Below are 19,404 nucleotides of genomic sequence, written 5' to 3'. Positions count from 1 at the left end.
CGGCGCTCAAACTATTAGGGCAGGGCGGCCAGAATCGCCGCCGTGTCGCGGATGGTACAATATTCACCGTCCATGTTCGCCAGCGACATGGCATGGACTTCGTCCGCCGAGCGCAGCCGCCCGACATGGTCGCGCTTGGCGAAGCAGAAGCAGGCATCCTGCACCAGGGCGGTATCGAAGCCGAGATTGCCGGCCATGCGCACGGTGGCTTCCACCGAATTGTTGGTGACAACGCCGGCCACCACCAGGGCAGCGATACCGTGCTGGCGCAAATGGGCTTCCAGGCCGGTGCCGATGAAGGCGGAGTTGACTTGCTTGGCGATCACGGTCTCGCCGGGCAGCGGCAGGGCTTCCGGCTTGAAGTCGTTGCCCTTCTGGCCGGGCCGGTAGGCGGAATGGGCATGCACGCTGTCATGCTTCACATGGATCACCGGCCAGCCCTGGCCACGCCAGGCGGCGAGCAGGGCGGCGATATTGGCTTCGGCCTGGGGATTGTTGCGCGGGCCGTCGGCTGCGTGATAGGGCGCGTCGATAGCGTGCTGCAGGTCGATAACCAGCAGGGCCGGCGCGGTCACGCCAGGATCAGACGGCGAAGGAATTGCCGCAGCCGCAGCTCGAAGTGGCCAGCGGGTTGCGGATCTGGAAGCCGGCGCCGGAAAGGTCTTCCACGAAGTCGATTTCCGAGCCGCGCATGTAATCGGCGGAAATCTGGTCCAGCACCAGGGTGGCGCCATCGCGCTCGATGAGCAGGTCGTCGCCGGTCACGGCGTCGTCCAGCGTAAAGCCGTACTGGAAGCCGGAGCAGCCGCCGCCGGAAACCGACACGCGCAGCTTCAGCGCCGGATTGGCCTCGGCCTCGACAATAGTGCGGATCCGCTTGGCCGCATTGGCCGAAAGCGTCACCGGGAGCGCCCCTGGCGTTGCCACCTGGGGGGCGGTTCCGCCTGCGAGTTCCTGCACTTGCGCGTCCATCGGCCTATTCATCTCCGGTTTACCAAGGCTTTACCCTTGCAAGTCCAGTATTTAGGGAGTTTCTCGCGGATGTCAATTTGCGGTATCCCGGGCCGGAGCCGGCGTTGCCACGCCCGGCCTCGGCCTATAGTGTCCGCCTCCGCGATTCGTAACCCTTGAGCCTTGGAATAAATGAACGTTTTTGCCGATTTCCGCCGCGCCGTCCTGGATGCCGTGCAGCAGCTTGCCGCCCAGCAGGTGCTCCCTGAGGGGCTGCCGTTGCAGGCCGTCACGGTTGAGCCGCCGCGCGACCCCAGCCATGGCGACCTTGCCACCAATGCCGCCATGGTGCTGGCCAAGCCGGCCAAGCTGAACCCGCGCGCCCTGGCCGAGAAGCTGCAGCCGCTGTTGGCCGCCCTGCCATCCGTCACCGCCGTCGAGATCGCCGGCCCCGGCTTCATCAACCTGCGCCTCGACCCTGCCCATTGGCAGGCCCAGGCCGCCGTGATCCTCAAGGCCGGCACCGGCTATGGCGACAGCCAGTTGGGCCGGGGCGAGCCGGTGAATGTGGAATATGTCTCGGCCAACCCGACCGGCCCGATGCATGTCGGCCATTGCCGTGGTGCCGTGTTCGGCGACGCATTGGCCGCCTTGCTGGAAAAGGCCGGCTACATGGTCTGCCGCGAATACTACATCAACGATGCCGGCGCCCAGGTGGATGTGCTGGCGCGCTCCGCCCATCTGCGCTACCGCGAGGCCTTGGGCGAAAGCATCGAGATTCCGGAAGGGCTCTATCCCGGCGACTATCTCAAGCCGGTGGGCGCAGCGCTGGCCAAGCAGTATGGCGACAAATTCCGCGATGCGCCGGAAGCCGACTGGCTGCAGGCTTTCCGCCTTGCCGCCACCGACGCCATGATGGCGATGATCCGCGAGGATCTCGCGGCGCTGAATATCCGGCATGCCACTTTCACCTCCGAGCGCAAGCTGCATGAGGATGGCCTGGTGCAGCAGGCTTTCGACCGCCTGCAGCAGCGCGACCTGATTTATACCGGCGTGCTGGAACCGCCCAAGGGCAAGCTGCCCGAGGATTGGGAAGCGCGGCCGCAGGCCTTGTTCAAGGCCACCGAATTCGGCGACGACATCGACCGGCCGCTGAAGAAGTCGGACGGTTCCTGGACCTATTTCGGCGCCGACATCGCCTATCACGACGACAAGTATCGCCGTGGCTTCAAGCAGATGATCGATGTCTGGGGCGCCGACCATGGCGGCTATGTCAAGCGCATGAAGGCCGCCGTGAAGGCGATGTCCATGGGCGAGGGAGAGTTGGACATCAAGCTGGTGCAGATGGTCAACCTGCTCGATGATGGCCAGCCGGTGCGCATGAGCAAGCGGGCCGGCACTTTCGTCACGCTGCGCGACGTGGTGGATGAAGTGGGCAAGGACGTGGTCCGCTTCATCATGCTGACGCGCAAGAACGACGCCCAGCTCGATTTCGACTTCAAGAAAGTGACCGAGCAATCCAAGGACAATCCGGTCTTCTATGTGCAATACGCCCATGCCCGCATCTGTTCGGTGCTGCGCAATGCACGTACGGAAGTTCCCACCATTGCCACCGACGATGCGTCGCTGAGCGGCGGCGACATGAAGCGGCTGAGCCATGAGGCGGAACTCGCCCTGCTCAAGCTGCTGGCCAACTGGCCGCGCCTGGTGGAAAGTGCTGCTGAAGCGCATGAGCCGCACCGCGTGGCGTTTTTCCTGCAGGATGTGGCGGCGGCGTTCCACGGGTTGTGGAATGTCGGCCGCGATGACGTGACGGCACGTTTCTTGATTGCGGAAGACCTGGAACTGACCCGCGCCCGCCTGGCGCTGATCCGTGCGGTGGCAATCGTTATTGCTTCTGGCCTTGCGGTGATGGGCGTCACGCCGGTTGAGGAGATGAGGTAGAGCATGAGCGATCTGCGCACTGACCGGGGCTCGCGCCCGGTTCCCAACACCCCTGCCGCTGCGGCGGGCGGTCCCGGCAGCGCCAAGCGCATGATCACTGCCGGCATCGCGCTTGGCGCGGTTGCGGCTTTCGGCGTCGGCATCTGGTTCGCCTATGACCAGGGTGTGAAGCGGGGGGCCTCGGGCGCGCCGCCGCTGGTGCGTGCCGATCAGTCGCCGTCCAAGGTGGCGCCGGAAAATCCCGGCGGCATGCAGGTGCCAAACCAGGACAAGCAGATCTACGAGCGGCTCGGCAACAATTCCGGCAATGCACAGCAGCAGACGGAGAAACTGCTGCCGCCGCCGGAACGCCCGACGGCGAATGCGCCCACCGTTACCCCGGCGCCCGCCGGCAGCGCGCCCGCCGGCGCCAGCGTCACCGTGCCGACCCGCCCGGTTGGCACCGCCGTGCCGAACCAGACGCCGCCCAATCAGACCAACGCGCCAACCGCCACCACGGCGCCGCGCACCGCCGCCGCGCCCACCGCGCCGGCCCAGCCGCAGCAGCCGGCACGCCCGGCTGCGACACCGGCAGCGCCCTCGGCTACGCCAGCCGCACCCGCCGCCGGCGGTGGGTCGGCGCGTGTGCAGCTTGCCTCGCTGCCGGAACAGGCCCAGGCGCAATCCACCTGGGCCGCGCTGCAGAAGAAATTCCCCGGCGAACTCGGCGGCCTCTCGGCCAGCTACGAGCGTGTCGACATTCCGGGCAAGGGCGTGTTCTTCCGTGTGCAGGCCGGCCCGCTGCGCGACCGCGCCGCCGCGCAAGCCTTGTGCGAAAAGCTTTCGGCGCAGAAGCAGGGGTGCATCGTTGTCGCCCGCTGACCTCATGCGCTTCGCGCCTGTGGTCGTCGGCTGTGCCGGCACCACGCTCACTGCCGAGGAACAGGCCCTGTTCGCCAGGCACAAGCCCTATGGCTTCATCGTGTTCGCGCGCAACATCGACAATCCGGCGCAGCTCCGCGCCCTGGTTGAGAGTTTCCGCGCCGCCGTCGGCAATCCCGATGCGCCAGTGCTGATCGACCAGGAAGGCGGCCGCGTTGCCCGGCTGAAGCCGCCGCATTGGCCGGTATTCCCGCCGGCAGCGCAATTCGGCAAGCAATTCGCCAGTGATCCGCAGGGCGCGAGGCAGGCGGCCTATGAGAATGCCCGCGCCATCGGTGCCGAACTCTTCGCGCTTGGTATCGATGTCGATTGCGCGCCCGTCGCCGATCTGCCGGTGACTGGTGCCCATGATGTGATCGGCGACCGCGCCTATGGCTTCACGCCAGATGTTGTGGCGGCGCTGGCCGAGGCGACGATGCAGGGCCTGATCGATGCCGGCGTGCTGCCGGTGGTGAAGCATATTCCCGGCCATGGCCGCGCGCGTTCCGACAGCCATCTGGAATTGCCGGTGGTGGAAGCCGACCGCGCGACGCTGGAGCAGAGCGACTTCCAGCCCTTCCTGGCGCTGAAACATGCGCCCTGGGCGATGACCGCGCATATCGTCTACACGGCCTATGACAAGGCGCTGCCGGCGACCATCTCTCCGACCGTGATCCGCGACGTCATCCGGGGCCATATCGGCTTCGATGGCGTGCTGATCTCTGACGACCTGACCATGAAGGCGCTGAGCGGCAGCCTGGCGGATCTGGCCAAAGCTTCGCTCAATGCTGGCTGTGATCTGGTGCTGCATTGCTCGGGCAAGCATGACGAGATGGTTGGCCTGTTGCCGGCCTTGCCGGCGATGAGCCCGGAAGCCGCTCGCCGCATCCACCACGCCGCCACGCAAAAGCGCCGCCCGGAGGCTTTACCCCGCGCCGCCAGGGCCTAAGTTTGGGCGCATGGAGTCCATTACCAGTTTTCTGATCGAGGCCTCGGCCTGGATCCTGCCGGCGCTGTTCGCCATCACCCTGCATGAAGCTGCCCATGGCTGGGCGGCCTGGAAGCTGGGCGACGACACCGCGAAACGGCTCGGTCGGGTCAGCTTCAATCCCCTGCGCCATATCGATCCGGTCGGCACCGTGCTGGTGCCGGGCGCCTTGCTGCTGTTCAAGGCACCGTTCCTGTTCGGCTGGGCCAAGCCGGTGCCGGTGGATTTCTGGCGGCTGCCCAACCCGCGCCGCGACATGGCCCTGGTCGCCATTGCCGGGCCAGGGGTGAATCTGCTGCAGGCCTTTGGCGCCATGCTGCTGTTTCATCTGCTTCCGCATGTCGGCGGCATGACCGGTGGATGGCTCGCCATGAATCTAGAAAATGCCATTCTGATCAACCTGATACTGTTCGTATTTAACATGATGCCTCTGCCGCCGCTGGATGGTGGCCGGGTGGCGGTCGGCTGGCTGCCGCTGCCCTTGGCCCGGCCACTCGCCCGGCTGGAACCCTATGGCATGGTCATTCTACTGATTTCCCTGCTGGCAGTGCCGCTTGCGGCCCGGACCTTAGGCTATGAGTTCAATCCGCTGGGCGAGGTACTTTGGCCGCTGGTGAGCGGTTTGCAGGATATCCTGCTTGTTTTGGCGGGCCACAGCGGCTAGAGCAATCCATCCCGTCCGGGCGGCGCCCGGAATCTAGAGATTCGCGAGCTTCAGTGACCGAGACCGAGACCGCTTCCACCCCCGCCGACAGTTTCGAGGCGCCGACCCGGGATGGCCTGGCCGAGCCGGTATCCCTGGCGCAGCAGCTTGTGCTCGAGCTGGACGGTTTCGAGGGGCCGCTGGACGTGCTGCTAACCCTGGCGCGCGAGCAAAAGGTCGATCTCCGCCGCATCTCCATTCTGCAACTGGCAGAGCAGTACCTGGTTTTTGTGGCCGAGGCGCGCAAGAGCCGCCTGGAACTGGCCGCCGATTACCTGGTGATGGCCGCCTGGCTGGCCTATCTCAAATCGCGCCTGCTGCTGCCGGAGAAGGACAAGCCGGGCGAGCCGAGCGGCGAGGAACTGGCCGAGCGGCTGCAATTGCAGCTCCGCAAGCTGGAAGCCATGCGGCAGGTGTCGGAACAGCTCATGGGCCGCGATCAGGTCGGCCTGTCGATGTTCCTGCGCGGCATGCCGGAAGGCGTGCGGGTCATCCGCAAGTCGATCTTCACCGCCTCGCTGTTCGACCTGCTCAAGGCCTATGGCGAATTCCGCTCCAGCCGTGGCAGCACCGAGGCGCTGACCATGCGCATGGCGCGGCGCCAGGTGATTTCGGTGGAAGAGGCGCTGACCCGCCTGCGCAATATGATCGGCGCCATTCCCGACTGGGCGACCCTGCAGGCTTTCCTGCCGCCCGATCTTACCGATCCCTTCACCGTGCGTTCGGCGCTGGCCTCCACCTTCAATGCCAGCCTCGAAATGGCGAAGCAGGGCCTGATCGAATTGCGCCAGGTGCAGAGTTTCGGCCCGATCTACATTCGCCGCCAGACCGGCGTGGTTCAGGACAATGGCCCGGAGCCTGCTCCGGCGCAGCAGGAAGAGTAAGCGATGCAGTCCGATCAGCAGGAAGAGACCCAGGGCCAGCAGGCTGAGAACGAAGGCCGCGACATGGCTGAGGCTTTCGAGGAAGACACCGCGCCGGCGGGTGCTGACGAGTCCGAGGCTGAAGACGCTGAGGGCGAAGGCGAGGCCGCGCCTGAACCGGGTGATGCCGAAGCCGAGTTCGCGCAGCAGGTCCGTATGGTGGAGGCGCTGCTGTTTGCCGCCGCCGAGCCGCTGGACGAAGCGTCCTTGCGCAAGCGGTTGCCTAAGAATGCCCGTGTGAAGGCGATCCTGGCGGCGCTGGAAGACCAGTACCGTCAGCGCGGCGTGATCCTGAAGCATCTTGCCGGCCGCTGGGCCTTCACCACGGCGCCGGACCTCAAGCATATGCTGGAGCATCACCGCGAAGTGACGCGCAAGCTGTCGCGTGCCGCCACCGAGACGCTCTCCATCGTCGCCTATCACCAGCCGGTGACCCGCGCCGAGATCGAGGATATCCGTGGCGTCGGCCTTTCCAAGGGTACGCTGGACGTGCTGATCGAGGCCGGCTGGGTGAAGATCAGCGGTCGCCGCCGCGTGCCGGGCCGCCCGGTCACCTATGCCACCACCGACGAATTCCTGGTGCATTTCGCGCTCGACAGCATCGACAGCCTGCCGGGTCTGGAAGAATTGCGCGCCTCCGGCCTGCTGGAAACCATCCCGGCCAGCGGCGGCCTGCCGATGCCGGGCGAGGCCATCGATGACAGCCCGGTCGACCCGCTGGGCGAGGATGATGACGGCCGCGAATTTCTCGAGCCGCTGATGCCCGATCCGGCAGACGCGGAAAAAGCGGCCGAGGCTGCTGTCGAAGAAGAAGCCGCGCCTGCGGAAGACCCGCAGCGGAATGCCTGAGGCCAAGACACATCTCGTCACCCCCGCCGGAGCCCTTCGGGCCTGTGCGCCCACGAACGCCGTTGGCGTTCGTGCGCTTACAGTGATCCGGGGGGCTGTTTCCAGCATCGGCCCGAGATGCCCGCATCAAGTGCGGGCATGACGATTCCTGGGTTGGGATACTTCCATGCCTGATCTCATCCTCCGCGATGTCAGCCACCGTTATGGCGACCGGCTTGCGGTCGACCATGTGGCGCTGGCCATCGGCGCGGGCGAGATTTTCTGTCTGCTGGGGCCATCGGGTTGCGGCAAATCCACCACGCTGCGCATCGCGGCGGGCCTGGAGGATTTGCAGCAGGGCGAGGTTTCGATCAGCGGCAGGCGCGTGGCCGGGCCGGGGCTGAACCTGCCGACCGAGGCCCGCCATGTCGGCATGGTGTTCCAGGATCACGCGCTGTTCCCGCATCTCAGTGTCGCCGACAATATCGCCTTCGGCCTGTCTCAACTTGGCGCGGCGGAACGCCGCCAGCGCGCCGAACTCTGGGCCGGCCGGGTTGGCCTGACCGCCCATCTCGACGTTTTTCCGCACCGGCTCTCCGGCGGCGAACAGCAGCGCGTGGCCCTGGCCCGCGCGCTCGCCCCGGAACCGGCGGTGATGCTGCTGGACGAGCCGTTCTCCAGCCTGGACAACCGGCTGCGCGACCAGATCCGCGACGATACCGTGGCGATCCTGAAACAGGCGGGCACGCCGACCCTGCTGGTGACCCACGATCCCGAGGAAGCCATGCGCATGGCGGACCGGATCGGCATCATGCAGGCCGGCAGGCTGGTGCAGGTGGACAGCCCGGAAGGCGTCTATGGCCAGCCGCAATCGCTTTTTGCCGCCCGGTTCCTCTCGGAAACCAACGAAATCAAAGGCCGGGTGCAGGCTGGCCGGCTCGATACACCGTTTGGCACTTTCCCCGCGCCGCATCTGGCCGATGGCACCGAGGCTTTGCTGGTATTCCGGCCCGAGGCGTTGGCCGTCCAGAATAGCGCCGAACTGGGGGGCGCGGACCTGGATTGCCGCGTGCTGCGCGCCCGTTCGCTGGGCCCCTATCGCCGGGTGGAGGTGCAACTGAACGGGGCAGGGGAGACGCATCTGGTTGCCCGTCTGGCGCCGGGACCGCTGCCCGAAGCCGGCAGCCGCCTGCGGCTGACCCTGGATAAGGCGGCTTGCCATATCTTTCCAAGCAGTTAGTACTTTCCCGTCAGTTAGACGGGCCCCTGTGAATTGCCTTGGCGGGGTATTATCTGCCATAGTGCGAGGCGACATGGAAACGGCCTCGGAAACCGCCGGTTAGGCCGCTTCAGGGAGAAAGATGATGGGTTCGTTCAGCATTTGGCACTGGCTGCTGGTTCTGGTGGTTATTCTGATCCTGTTCGGCGCTGGCAAGCTGCCGAAGGTGGCGGGTGACCTGGCCTCGGGGATCAAGAATTTCCGCAAGGGCATGAAGGAAGAGCCGGAAGAGGCCAAGGAGCCGGCGAAGGATGCCGGTGTGATCCAGCAGCAGGCCCCCGCCTCGGGCACCACCACGACTGCCGGTGCCACCAGCGAGAAGACGGCGCAGCACTGAGCCGTTGATGTTCTAACCGGCCGGCGCGCCTGGAATACGGGCGCCCGGCCTCGTCATTAAAAAGGCGTCGGCGATGTTCGACATTGCCTGGTCCGAGTTGGGGGTTATCGCGGTGGTCGCGCTGGTCGTGATCGGCCCGAAGGACCTGCCGAAGGTGTTGCGCACGGTGGGTCAGTGGACCTCCAAGGCGCGCTCGATGGCGCGCGAATTCCAGTCCGGCATCGACGACATGGTGCGTGAGTCCGAACTGGACGAATTGCGCAAATCGGCCAAGCAGGTGACGGATTTCTCGCTCGAAAACGAGATCAAGAAAACCGTCGATCCCGACGGCTCCCTGGAAAAGACCCTGACCGCCGACGCGCTGCCCTCCTACAACGATCTCGTTTCCCCTGATGGCACGCTGCCAGCGCCGGCGCCAACCGATGCAGTGAGCCTGGCCGAAGCCGATGCCGCCAAGGCAGCAGCGCAAGCGCCCGCCGTCGAGCCGGTGCCCGCCGCGCCCGCCACCGATACCGCTGCTCCGGCCAATGCTGTTTCCGGCGTGCCGGCCAAGGAAGAACCCAAGCCGTGAGCGAGACCAAGCAGCCCGAGGACGAAGTAGAAGCCTCCCGCATGCCGTTGCTCGAGCACCTGATCGAGCTGCGCAACCGGCTGATGTGGGCCATTGGTTCGATCTTCATCGCCTTTGTCGGCTGCTATTATTTCGCGCCGCATATCTACGCCCTGCTGATGCACCCGCTGATCGAGGCGATGGGTAGCACCGAAGGCCGGCGCATGATCTTCACCGCGCCGCAGGAAGCCTTCTTCACTTATGTCAAGCTCGGCTTCTGGGCCGCCGCCGTGGTCGCTTTCCCGGTGATAGCGGCACAGATCTGGATGTTCGTGGCGCCCGGCCTCTACAAGCACGAGAAGAAGGCCTTTCTGCCCTTCCTGGTGGCCACCCCGGTGCTGTTCGCCATTGGCGGCGCCTTCGTCTACTGGTTCATCATGCCGCTGGCGCTGAAATTCTTCATCGGCTTCGAGGGCCATGGCGGCGACGGCGTGATCCCGATCCAGCTTGAAACCAAGGTCAGCGAATATCTCTCGCTGGTGATGACCCTGATCTTCGCTTTCGGCCTGGCCTTTCAGTTGCCGGTACTGCTGACGCTGCTGGGCCGCGTCGGGCTGCTGACGGCGGCGGGGCTGGCATCGAAGCGGCGCTATGCCATCGTCATCATGTTCATCTTCGCGGCCATCGTCACGCCGCCGGATATTATCAGCCAGATCGGCCTCGCCGTGCCGCTGATCCTGCTTTACGAAGTCTCGATCTGGATGGTGAAGTGGATCGAGCACGACCGTGCCAAGCGCGAGGCTGCGGAAAAGGCCGCCGAGGAAGCTGCGGAAAAGCCGAAGCCGGCGGAGACGGGCGAGGGCGGAGCCAATCCGCCAGCGCCATAAGTTCGGGTAAAAACCATGCATGACATAAAAGCCATCCGCGACAATCCGGCCGGCTTCGACGCGGCCCTTGCGCGCCGTGGTCTGGCGCCAGTGGCCGAGGGGCTGGTGGCGCTGGACGCCAAGCGCCGCGCCGCCCAGGCGGAATTCGATACCACGCAGGCGAAGCGCAATGCGCTGTCGAAGGAAATCGGCGCCGCCAAAGCGAAGAAGGATGAAGCCCGCGCCGCCGAGTTGATGGCCGAGGTGGCGGAGTTAAAAAATCAGCTCACTTGGTGCCTTACCGAACAAGAAGCGTATGAAAAGGAGTTGAAAAAAAAGCTGGAGATTCTGCCTAACCTGCCGGCTGAGGATGTGCCGCCAGGCAAGGACGAGAACGACAACCAGGAACTGCGCCGCGTTGGCGCGCAAAAGAATTTCAGCTTCAAGCCGAAGGAGCATTTCGATCTCGGCGAGGGCCTCGGCCTGATGGATTTCAATGCCGGCACCAAGCTGGCCGGCGCCCGCTTCACGGTGCTGCGCGGCCAGCTTGCCCGCCTCAGCCGCGCGCTCGGCCAGTTCATGCTGGACCTGCACACGACGGAATTCGGTTATTCCGAAACCATCGTGCCGCTGCTGGTGAATGACGATACTGCCTATGGCACCGGGCAATTGCCAAAATTCGGCAATGATTTGTTTAGCACAATAGACCGAGAGGGCGTTAGGCAGGAATATAATAGCCTGGAAGCTGCGACTATCCCGGGCAATGCTAATGCGATGAATTTCGCGAAAGCTCGTTTTGATTCACTTCTTAATGATCCCCGCTTCCGTTACTGGCTGATCCCGACGGCCGAAGTGCCGCTGACCAATCTGGCGCGCGACACCATCATCGACGAGAGCCAGTTGCCTTGGCGGCTGACGGCCCTGACGCCCTGCTTCCGCTCGGAAGCCGGCGCGGCGGGCCGCGACACGCGTGGCATGATCCGCCAGCACCAGTTCGAGAAGGTGGAGCTGGTCAGCGTTACCCGGCCGGAGGATTCGGTTGCCGAGCATGAGCGCATGACTCAGGCAGCGGAAGAAGTGCTGAAACGCCTGGAACTGCCGTTCCGCACCATGCTGCTCTGTGCCGGCGATATGGGCAGCGGCGCGCGCAAGACCTTCGATATCGAGGTCTGGCTGCCGGGCCAGGATCGCTACCGCGAGATTTCGAGCTGTTCCAATTGTGGCGACTGGCAGGCGCGGCGCATGAATGCCCGCTGCCGCGCGCCGGGTGAGAAGCAGACTCGCTTCGTGCATACGCTGAACGGCTCCGGCCTCGCCGTGGGCCGCACCCTGATCGCGGTTCTGGAGAATTACCAGGAGGCCGATGGCTCGGTGAGCATTCCCGCCGCCCTGCTTCCCTATATGGGCGGCCTCAAGAAAATCGAAAAGGCCGCATGATGCGCATCCTGGTCACCAACGACGACGGCATCCATGCCCCGGGCCTGAAGGTGGCCGAGGCCATCGCGAAGAAGCTGTCGAAGGACATCACCGTTGTCGCGCCTGACTATGAGCAATCCGGCGCCTCGCATTCGCTGACCCTGACCCTGCCGCTGCGCCTGCGCAAGCTCAACGCGCGCAAGTTCGCCGTGCGCGGCACGCCGACCGATTGCGTGATGATGGCGGTGCACGAGATCATGAAGGGCAAGAAGCCGGACCTGATCATCTCCGGCGTCAACCGTGGCTCGAACTTGGGCGAGGACGTGACCTATTCCGGCACCGTCGCCGCCGCCATGGAAGGCACGTTGCTGGGCATTCCAAGCATCGCGCTTTCCCAGAAGATCAATCCAGGCCATCCGGTGAAATGGGCTACCGGCGAACAGCATGCGCCGGGCCTGATCCGCAAGCTGCTCAAGACCGGCTGGCCGCGCGGCGTGCTGATCAACGTGAATTTCCCCGATGTGGTGGCCGATGCGGTGGCCGGCGTGCAGGTGGTGATGCAGGGCCAGCGCGATCTGACCGATCTGGTGCTGGATCACCGCATCGATGCCCGCGACGTGCCGTATTACTGGATTGGCTTCCGCCGCCAGAACGGCAAGCCGAAGCGTGGCACCGATCTGCGCAGCGTCGATGAAGGCTATATCGCGGTGACGCCGCTGCAGCTCAACCTGACCCATGGCGCGAGCCTGAAGGCGCTCCGCGCCGCGCTTGGCTGACGCCGTGTCGGAAACGCCGGTCGATCCGCGCGTCATCCAGCTCATCATGGAGCTGCGGCACCAGGGTATCAAGGATACCCGCGTGCTCTCGGCCATCGAACGGGTGCCGCGCGACCGCTTCGTGCCGTCGCAGTTCCAGGAACATGCCTACGAGAATATCGCGCTGCCGATCACGCAAGGGCAGACCATCAGCCAGCCCTATGTGGTCGCCTTCATGACCGAGGCCTTGCAGCTTGGCGACCGCATGAAGGTACTGGAAATCGGCACCGGCTCAGGCTACCAGACCGCCGTGCTGACCCGGCTCTGCCGCCGCGTCTATACGATTGAACGCTACCGCTCGCTGCTGCTGCAGGCCGAGCGCCGGTTGGCTGACCTCGGTATCACCAATGTCACCGCCAAGCTTGGCGACGGCAACAAGGGCTGGCCCGAACAGATGCCGTTTGACCGCATCCTGGTGACGGCAGCGGCCGACAAGCGCCCGGACAGCCTGATTGACCAGCTTTCACCGCAAGGCGGCATCCTGGTGGCGCCGGTCGGCCAGACCGATTCAGCGCAGGACATTATCCGCTACACCCGCGACGGCCTTGCCGTGCGCGAGGAGCGCCTGCTGCCGGTCCGCTTCGTGCCGCTCCTGCCCGGCATCGCCAGGGAAGCGGCGGGTTAAGTATCCCACCGCGTCATGCGCGGACTTGATCCGCGCATCTCCCTCCAATTGGGTAAAGATGCCCGGGTCTAGCCCGGGCATGACGATCGATAAACGTCGTTAGATCAGATCGTCATACAAATCCCGCCAATCCGGGTTCGCCTGTTCTATCAAGGCGATCTTCCACGCTCGGCTCCAATGCTTCAGCGTTTTCTCACGTTGAATGGCGAGAGGCATCGTCGCGTGTTCCTCGACATGAACGAGATGCTTCAGATTATAGCGTCTGGAAAAACCATCCACGATGCCATCGCGATGCTCGGTGGCGCGCTTGGCGATGTCGCTGGTGACGCCGATGTAGAGCGTACCGTCCGGCTTGTTGGTGAGGATATAGACCCAGGCCGACATGACATGAGTCTAGGCCGGCATGAGATCGCCGGGTCAAGCCCGGCGATGACGATAATATAAAGAATTCGTCATACGAAAGAAAAAGCCTGGGCGTAACGATTGTTTACTTAATCGTCATCGCCGGGCTTGACCCGGCGATCTCTCTCCAATTGGTTAAAGATGCCCGGGTCAAGCCCGGGCATGACGAGCCTTACAGGATTTTACTGAAACGCCTGGATGCCGGTGATTGCGCGGCCAAGGATCAGCGCATGGACGTCGTGGGTGCCTTCGTAGGTGTTCACGGTTTCCAGGTTCACCATGTGGCGGATGACATGGAAATCCTCGTGGATGCCGTTGCCGCCATGCATGTCGCGGGCGACACGGGCGATCTCGAGCGCCTTGCCGCAGGAATTGCGCTTGATCAGCGAAATCATTTCCGGTGCCGCCTTGCCTTCATCCTTCAGCCGGCCGACACGCAGGCAGGCGGAAAGCCCGAGCGCGATTTCGGTCTGCATGTTGGCGAGCTTCAACTGCACCAACTGCGTCGCGGCGAGCGGACGGCCGAACTGCTTGCGGTCCAGCGTATACTGCCGCGCATGGTGCCAGCAGGCTTCCGCCGACCCCATGGCACCCCAGGCAATGCCGTAGCGCGCATTGTTGAGGCAGCCGAACGGACCTTTGAGGCCCTGCACATTGGGCAGCCAGTTCTCGTCCGGCACGAACACGTCGTCCATGACGATTTCGCCGGTGATCGAGGCACGCAAGGAAATCTTGCCCTGGATCTTCGGTGCCGAGAGACCCTTCATGCCCTTGTCGAGCACGAAGCCGCGGATGATGCCATCCTCGGTCTTGGCCCACACCACGAACACATCGGCGATCGGCGCGTTGGAAATCCACATCTTGCTGCCGGTCAGCTTGTAGCCGCCGGGCACCTTCACGGCGCGGGTCTTCATGCTGCCGGGATCGGAGCCAGCATCCGGCTCGGTGAGGCCGAAGCAGCCGATCCATTCGCCGGTGGCGAGCTTGGGCAGATATTTCTGGCGCGTTTCCTCGGTGCCATAGGCATGGATCGGATGCATCACCAGGCTGGACTGCACGCTCATCATCGAGCGGTAGCCGCTATCGACGCGCTCGACCTCGCGGGCGATCAGGCCGTAGGAAACATAGTTGGTGCCGGCGCAGCCATAGCCGTCGATGGTGGAGCCGAGCAGGCCGAGTTCGCCCATCTCGCGGAAAATCGCCGGATCGGTCTTTTCCTCGCGGAAGGCTTCCTTCACCCGGGGCAGCAGCTTGGCCTGCGCGTAATCGCGCGCGGTGTCACGCACCATGCGCTCTTCCTCAGTCAACTCGGCATCCAGCAGCAGCGGGTCATCCCACTGGAAGGGGGGAAGGGTGTAGGCCATCGCGTCTATCCTCTCGGGACTCTTTTCAGGTTGTCTCTGACTCGGCCGGTTCCGGCGGGCGCGAAGCCTATACCAAGCCTCAAGCCTTGGGAAGAAAGCCCGCCTGCACACAGTTGACGCCCGGTTTTACGCCAAAAATTTCCGCAACCCAACCCTGTGGATAGAGTGCGAAAATGTAGCGATACAATGCGTAAAATGGTAACACGGAAGCCATGACAGGGACACAAGGCGGCAGACCGGGCGACGAGGTAATCGTCGAGTTCATCCGGGTCGGTTCGATGCTTAAGGTGGTGGCGGTGGATACCGTTACCGGCCTGGAAGTGTCGATGGTGGGCGACCCGCGCCGCTCCACCGAGGAAATGAAACGCCTTGCCGCGCAGAAACTGCGCTTCGTCCTGGCCAAGAAACAGCAGGGACAATAACGGGCCGGAACCGGCGGGGGACGATGGAATATTTCCTGCAGCAGTTGATCAACGGGGTCACGCTCGGCGCGGTCTACGCCCTCATCGCCATCGGCTACACGATGGTTTACGGCATCATCGGCATGATCAATTTCGCCCATGGCGAAATCTACATGATCGGTGCCTTCATCGCCGTCATCACCTTCTCGATCCTCGGCCTGGTCGGCATCACCTGGGTGCCGCTGGCTTTGCTCATCGTGCTGGCGGCCTCGATGATCCTCACCGGGCTTTACGGCTGGACCGTGGAGCGCGTTGCCTACCGGCCATTGCGCGGCTCCTTCCGCCTGGCGCCGCTGATTTCCGCCATCGGCATGTCGATCTTCCTGCAGAACTATGTGCAGATCGCGCAAGGCGCCAAGATCAAGCCGTTGCAGCCGATGATCCGGGGCGGCGTCGAACTGCTGCATGGCGATGGTTTCTCGGTCAACCTGAGCTACCTGCAGATGATCATCATCGCGCTCACCGTGGCGCTGATGCTCGGCTTCACCTGGCTGATCCAGGCAACGCCCCTGGGCCGTGCGCAGCGCGCCACCGAGCAGGACCGTCTGATGGCCGGGCTGCTGGGCGTCAACACAGACCGCACCATTTCGCTCACCTTCGTGCTCGGCGCCGTGCTGGCCGCCGTCGCCGGCGTGATGGTGACGCTGTATTACGGCGTGGTCGATTTCTATATCGGCTTCCTCGCCGGCCTGAAGGCCTTCACCGCCGCCGTGCTCGGCGGCATCGGCAGCCTGCCCGGCGCCATGCTGGGCGGCCTGCTGATCGGCCTGATCGAGGCCTTCTGGTCGGCCTATTTCAGCATCGAGTACAAGGATGTCGCGGCCTTCTCGATCCTGGTCATCGTGCTGATCTTCCGGCCCACCGGTCTGCTCGGCCGGCCGGAAGTGGAGAAGGTGTGATGACGCTGCAGGCCCGCTTCAAGGACGCCATCCTCGCCGGCCTGGTTGCCGGCGTGCTGGCACTGCCGCTGCTCGGCTTCGAAACTGTCGATACCGGCGGCCCGCTCGGCATCAAGACCCGCTGGCATCTGGTCGGCTATGCCGCTGTCGGCGTCTTCCTCGGCCGCTTGCTGCTGATGGCGTTGCTCGACTGGCGGCGCGGCAAGGTGCAGGCCCAGGCCACGATACAGACCGGCAAGCGCGACCGGATGGCGGAGCTGGGCCGCAAGGCTGATACCTGGCTGATGCCGGCGCTGATCGCCTTTGCCGTGATCCTGCCGATGATGCCTTTTGCCGACCGCACCGTGGTCGATCTCGGCACCGTGGTGCTGATCTATGTCATGCTCGGCTGGGGCCTCAATATCGTCGTCGGCCTCGCCGGCCTGCTCGATCTCGGCTATGTCGCCTTCTATGCCGTCGGCGCCTATTCCTATGCGCTGCTCTCAAAGAATTTCGGCCTGAATTTCTGGGAATGCCTGCCGCTCGCCGGCCTGTTCGCGGCACTGTTTGGCGTCGCACTCGGCTTCCCCGTGCTGCGGCTGCGCGGCGACTATCTCGCCATCGTCACGCTCGGCTTTGGCGAAATCATCCGTATCGTGCTGCTGAACTGGCAAAAGCTTACCGGCGGTCCGAACGGCATCTCCGGCATCCAGCGCCCGAGCTTCTTCGGCTACCCGTTCAGCGCCAACCCGCCGGAAGGCACCACATCCTTCCACCAGTTGTTCGGCCTGGAATTCGCCTCCACGCACCGCATCGTGTTTCTGTATTACCTGATCCTGGCGCTGGCCTTGCTCACCAACCTGTTCACCCAGCGTATACGCAAGCTGCCGGTGGGCCGCGCCTGGGAAGCCTTGCGCGAGGATGAAATCGCCTGCCGCGCACTTGGCATCAACCCGACCAACACCAAGCTGACCGCCTTTGCCATCGGCGCCATGTTTGGCGGTTTCGCCGGCAGCTTCTTCGCCACGCGCCAGGGCTTCATCAGCCCGGAAAGCTTCACCTTCATCGAATCCGCGGTGATCCTGGCCATCGTGGTGCTGGGCGGTATGGGCAGTCAGGCCGGCATCGTGCTGGCTGCCGCCTTCCTCACACTGCTGCCCGAGTTGGCGCGCGAATTCTCACTGTTCCGCATGCTCGCTTTCGGCCTCGCCATGGTGCTGATCATGGTCTGGCGGCCGCAAGGGCTGCTGGCGCATCGCGAGCCGACCATGCGGCTTGCGAAAGCCGGGGGAGGCGGGCCATGAGCCACCTCCTGAAAGTCGAGCATCTCACCATGCGCTTCGGCGGACTGGTGGCGGTGGACAATGTGTCCTTCACCGCGCAGCCGCGCCAGATCACCGCCGTGATTGGCCCCAATGGTGCCGGCAAGACCACGGTGTTCAACTGCATCGCCGGTTTCTACAAGCCGACCATCGGCCGCCTCAGCCTGATCAACGATGGCACCGAGTATCTGCTGGAGCGCATGCAGGGGCATGACATCCCGAGGCTCGCCCGCGTCGCGCGCACTTTCCAGAATATCCGCTTATTTCCGCAGATGACGGTGCTGGAAAACCTGATCGTGGCCCAGCACAACAAGCTGATGCTCGCCTCGGGCTACACGCTGCTGGGGCTGTTCGGCTGGCGCGGCTATGCCCGGGCCGAGAAGGCTGCGGTGGAGCAGGCGCGCTACTGGCTGCACCAGACGCAGTTGACCGAGATGGCCGATATGCCCGCCGGCAGCCTGCCTTATGGCGGCCAGCGCCGGCTTGAGATCGCGCGCGCCATGTGCACCGAGCCGGTGCTGCTCTGCCTGGATGAGCCGGCCGCCGGCCTCAATCCGCGCGAAAGCGCCGATCTCAACAATCTGCTGCAATTCATCCGCGACCAGCATGGCTGCGGCGTGCTGCTGATCGAACACGACATGAGCGTGGTGATGCAGATTTCCGATCATGTTGTGGTGCTGGATTACGGCAAGAAGATCGCCGATGGCACGCCGGAGCAGGTGCGGTCCGACCCGATCGTGATCAAGGCGTATCTCGGCGAGGATTTCGGTGTTGAAGAAGCGGGGGCCGCCTGATGCTCTCGATCACCGGCATTCACACCTATTATGGCGCCGTGCATGCCTTGAAGGGCGTCGACATGGAAGTGCGCCAGGGCGAGATCGTGGCGCTGATCGGCGCCAATGGTGCTGGCAAATCCACCTTGCTCATGAGCATCTGCGGCAACCCGAAGCCGCGCAAAGGCGATATCCGGCTGCAGGGCGAAAGCCTGCTCGGTGTGCCGATGCATGATCTGGTGCGGCGTGGCCTGGCGCATGCGCCGGAAGGCCGCCGCATCTTCCCGCGCATGACGGTGCTGGAGAATCTGCGCATGGGCGCGGTGGCGGCGGACCCGGCACATTTCGACAGCGACCTGGAACGCGTATATGGCCTGTTCCCGCGCCTGAAAGAGCGCAGCGAGCAGCGCGGCGGCACGCTTTCCGGTGGCGAACAGCAGATGCTGGCGATTGCCCGCGCGCTGATGAGCCGGCCGCGCCTGCTGCTGCTGGACGAACCCTCGCTCGGCCTGGCGCCGCTGGTGGTGCGGCAGATCTTTTCGATCATCGAGGAGATCAACAAGCGCGATGGCGTTACTGTGCTGCTGGTGGAACAGAATGCCTATCACGCGCTCAGGCTGGCGCATCGCGGCTATGTGCTGGTGAATGGCAGCATTACCATGAGCGGTTCCGGCGCTGATCTGTTGGCGGACGAACAGATCCGTGCCGCCTATCTCGAAGGAGGGCACGCATGACCGCGCTGCTCGGTTCCTCGCTCGGGGTGTTCATCGGCTTCACCCTGATTCTGGTCGGCGGCTGTTCCTTCCTGATGGGGCAGGCGGTGGCTTCCACTTGGCGCCCGGCCTGGCAAATCCTGCCTTACAGCATTTTGTTGGCGCTAGCTGACCGGTTCCTGGTCTTCGGCCTGTTCGGCGGCCAGCTCGGCGCCTTGCTGCCTTTCCTTACGGTAAGTGCCGTGCTGCTGGCCCTGGCCGGTATTGGTTTCCGGCTGACCCGGGTCGATATGATGGTACGGCAATACCCCTGGCTCTATGAACGGGCCGGGCTATTCGCGTGGCGCGATAAAACATCGTGATTTG

The 19,404-nt window shown here is 64.2% G+C and carries 23 protein-coding genes; 19 read left to right on the top strand and 4 right to left on the bottom strand.

The features are described from left to right. Window positions 1-14: 14 nt before the first annotated feature. A complete protein-coding gene (locus tag V6B08_RS18995; RefSeq protein ID WP_341983861.1) occupies window positions 15-575 on the bottom strand; it encodes a cysteine hydrolase family protein in 561 nt (186 codons plus the stop codon). A gap of 7 nt (window positions 576-582) precedes the next feature. Continuing rightward, window positions 583-972: an iron-sulfur cluster insertion protein ErpA gene (gene erpA / locus V6B08_RS18990; protein ID WP_341983859.1), complete on the bottom strand. Its 390-nt coding sequence runs from the start codon at window positions 970-972 to the stop codon at window positions 583-585. A 171-nt stretch (window positions 973-1,143) separates the two neighbouring features. On the opposite strand from erpA, the gene argS reads away from it, so the two are divergent. From argS to V6B08_RS18925, 13 genes are all read left to right on the top strand, one after another. Beyond that, complete coding sequence (gene argS / locus V6B08_RS18985; RefSeq protein ID WP_341983857.1) at window positions 1,144-2,895, top strand: arginine--tRNA ligase; 1,752 nt, start codon at window positions 1,144-1,146, stop codon at window positions 2,893-2,895. A 3-nt stretch (window positions 2,896-2,898) separates the two neighbouring features. Next, a complete protein-coding gene (locus tag V6B08_RS18980; protein ID WP_341983855.1) occupies window positions 2,899-3,756 on the top strand; it encodes an SPOR domain-containing protein in 858 nt (285 codons plus the stop codon). Between the two features lie 4 nt (window positions 3,757-3,760). After that, window positions 3,761-4,744, top strand: a complete 984-nt coding sequence (nagZ, locus tag V6B08_RS18975) for a beta-N-acetylhexosaminidase (RefSeq protein WP_341983853.1) — start codon at window positions 3,761-3,763, stop codon at window positions 4,742-4,744. Between the two features lie 10 nt (window positions 4,745-4,754). Next, on the top strand, window positions 4,755-5,447 hold the full coding sequence (locus V6B08_RS18970) for a site-2 protease family protein (RefSeq protein ID WP_341983850.1): 693 nt from the start codon (window positions 4,755-4,757) through the stop codon (window positions 5,445-5,447). Between the two features lie 53 nt (window positions 5,448-5,500). Next, the gene (locus V6B08_RS18965) at window positions 5,501-6,370 is read left to right on the top strand and encodes a segregation and condensation protein A (protein ID WP_341983848.1); all 870 of its coding nucleotides are present in this window, start codon (window positions 5,501-5,503) and stop codon (window positions 6,368-6,370) included. A gap of 3 nt (window positions 6,371-6,373) precedes the next feature. Continuing rightward, complete coding sequence (gene scpB, locus V6B08_RS18960) at window positions 6,374-7,258, top strand: SMC-Scp complex subunit ScpB (protein WP_341983846.1); 885 nt, start codon at window positions 6,374-6,376, stop codon at window positions 7,256-7,258. 166 nt (window positions 7,259-7,424) lie between these two features. Beyond that, window positions 7,425-8,477: an ABC transporter ATP-binding protein gene (locus tag V6B08_RS18955; RefSeq protein ID WP_341983844.1), complete on the top strand. Its 1,053-nt coding sequence runs from the start codon at window positions 7,425-7,427 to the stop codon at window positions 8,475-8,477. A 121-nt stretch (window positions 8,478-8,598) separates the two neighbouring features. Beyond that, window positions 8,599-8,853 carry a twin-arginine translocase TatA/TatE family subunit gene (locus tag V6B08_RS18950; protein WP_341983843.1) on the top strand — a complete coding sequence of 85 codons (255 nt, stop codon included), beginning with the start codon at window positions 8,599-8,601 and terminating at the stop codon, window positions 8,851-8,853. Between the two features lie 73 nt (window positions 8,854-8,926). Continuing rightward, window positions 8,927-9,424 (top strand): Sec-independent protein translocase protein TatB, encoded by a 498-nt coding sequence (gene tatB, locus V6B08_RS18945; protein WP_341983841.1) that lies wholly within the window; start codon window positions 8,927-8,929, stop codon window positions 9,422-9,424. Beyond that, window positions 9,421-10,290 (top strand): twin-arginine translocase subunit TatC, encoded by an 870-nt coding sequence (gene tatC, locus V6B08_RS18940; protein ID WP_341983839.1) that lies wholly within the window; start codon window positions 9,421-9,423, stop codon window positions 10,288-10,290. The genes tatB and tatC overlap by 4 nt, the downstream gene beginning before the upstream one ends. Before the next feature lie 15 nt (window positions 10,291-10,305). Beyond that, window positions 10,306-11,706: a serine--tRNA ligase gene (serS, locus tag V6B08_RS18935; protein ID WP_341983837.1), complete on the top strand. Its 1,401-nt coding sequence runs from the start codon at window positions 10,306-10,308 to the stop codon at window positions 11,704-11,706. After that, window positions 11,703-12,461, top strand: a complete 759-nt coding sequence (gene surE / locus V6B08_RS18930) for a 5'/3'-nucleotidase SurE (RefSeq protein ID WP_341983835.1) — start codon at window positions 11,703-11,705, stop codon at window positions 12,459-12,461. The genes serS and surE overlap by 4 nt, the downstream gene beginning before the upstream one ends. Window positions 12,462-12,507: 46 nt before the next feature. Then, complete coding sequence (locus V6B08_RS18925) at window positions 12,508-13,125, top strand: protein-L-isoaspartate(D-aspartate) O-methyltransferase (RefSeq protein ID WP_440588829.1); 618 nt, start codon at window positions 12,508-12,510, stop codon at window positions 13,123-13,125. Window positions 13,126-13,224: 99 nt separating this feature from the next. Here V6B08_RS18925 and V6B08_RS18920 read toward each other — a convergent pair whose 3' ends face one another. Both V6B08_RS18920 and V6B08_RS18915 read right to left on the bottom strand, forming a co-directional pair. After that, window positions 13,225-13,509 carry a GIY-YIG nuclease family protein gene (locus V6B08_RS18920; RefSeq protein ID WP_341983831.1) on the bottom strand — a complete coding sequence of 95 codons (285 nt, stop codon included), beginning with the start codon at window positions 13,507-13,509 and terminating at the stop codon, window positions 13,225-13,227. A gap of 200 nt (window positions 13,510-13,709) precedes the next feature. Then, complete coding sequence (locus tag V6B08_RS18915) at window positions 13,710-14,891, bottom strand: acyl-CoA dehydrogenase (RefSeq protein WP_341983829.1); 1,182 nt, start codon at window positions 14,889-14,891, stop codon at window positions 13,710-13,712. Window positions 14,892-15,103: 212 nt separating this feature from the next. Between V6B08_RS18915 and V6B08_RS18910 the strand changes: the two genes are divergently transcribed. From V6B08_RS18910 to V6B08_RS18885, 6 genes are read left to right on the top strand one after another with little or no spacing between them, the layout of a single operon-like run. After that, entirely contained in the window at window positions 15,104-15,313 is a 210-nt protein-coding gene (locus V6B08_RS18910; protein WP_341983827.1) for a DUF6898 family protein, read from the top strand. Between the two features lie 23 nt (window positions 15,314-15,336). Further along, window positions 15,337-16,251, top strand: a complete 915-nt coding sequence (locus tag V6B08_RS18905) for an ABC transporter permease subunit (RefSeq protein WP_341983825.1) — start codon at window positions 15,337-15,339, stop codon at window positions 16,249-16,251. Then, entirely contained in the window at window positions 16,251-17,534 is a 1,284-nt protein-coding gene (gene livM, locus V6B08_RS18900; RefSeq protein ID WP_341983823.1) for a high-affinity branched-chain amino acid ABC transporter permease LivM, read from the top strand. Before V6B08_RS18905 ends, livM begins: the two co-directional genes overlap by 1 nt. Further along, the gene (locus tag V6B08_RS18895; RefSeq protein WP_341983822.1) at window positions 17,531-18,346 is read left to right on the top strand and encodes an ABC transporter ATP-binding protein; all 816 of its coding nucleotides are present in this window, start codon (window positions 17,531-17,533) and stop codon (window positions 18,344-18,346) included. Before livM ends, V6B08_RS18895 begins: the two co-directional genes overlap by 4 nt. Beyond that, window positions 18,346-19,059 (top strand): ABC transporter ATP-binding protein, encoded by a 714-nt coding sequence (locus V6B08_RS18890; protein WP_341983819.1) that lies wholly within the window; start codon window positions 18,346-18,348, stop codon window positions 19,057-19,059. Before V6B08_RS18895 ends, V6B08_RS18890 begins: the two co-directional genes overlap by 1 nt. Further along, on the top strand, window positions 19,056-19,400 hold the full coding sequence (locus V6B08_RS18885; RefSeq protein WP_341983817.1) for a DUF6867 family protein: 345 nt from the start codon (window positions 19,056-19,058) through the stop codon (window positions 19,398-19,400). Before V6B08_RS18890 ends, V6B08_RS18885 begins: the two co-directional genes overlap by 4 nt. The last annotated feature ends 4 nt before the right edge of the window (window positions 19,401-19,404 follow it).

Origin of the sequence: Ferrovibrio sp. MS7 (assembly GCF_038404985.1) — a bacterium.
Taxonomy (GTDB): domain Bacteria; phylum Pseudomonadota; class Alphaproteobacteria; order Ferrovibrionales; family Ferrovibrionaceae; genus Ferrovibrio; species Ferrovibrio plantarum.
Note: the sequence above shows the minus strand (reverse complement) of the source record. Positions and strands in the feature narration are given on the sequence as shown.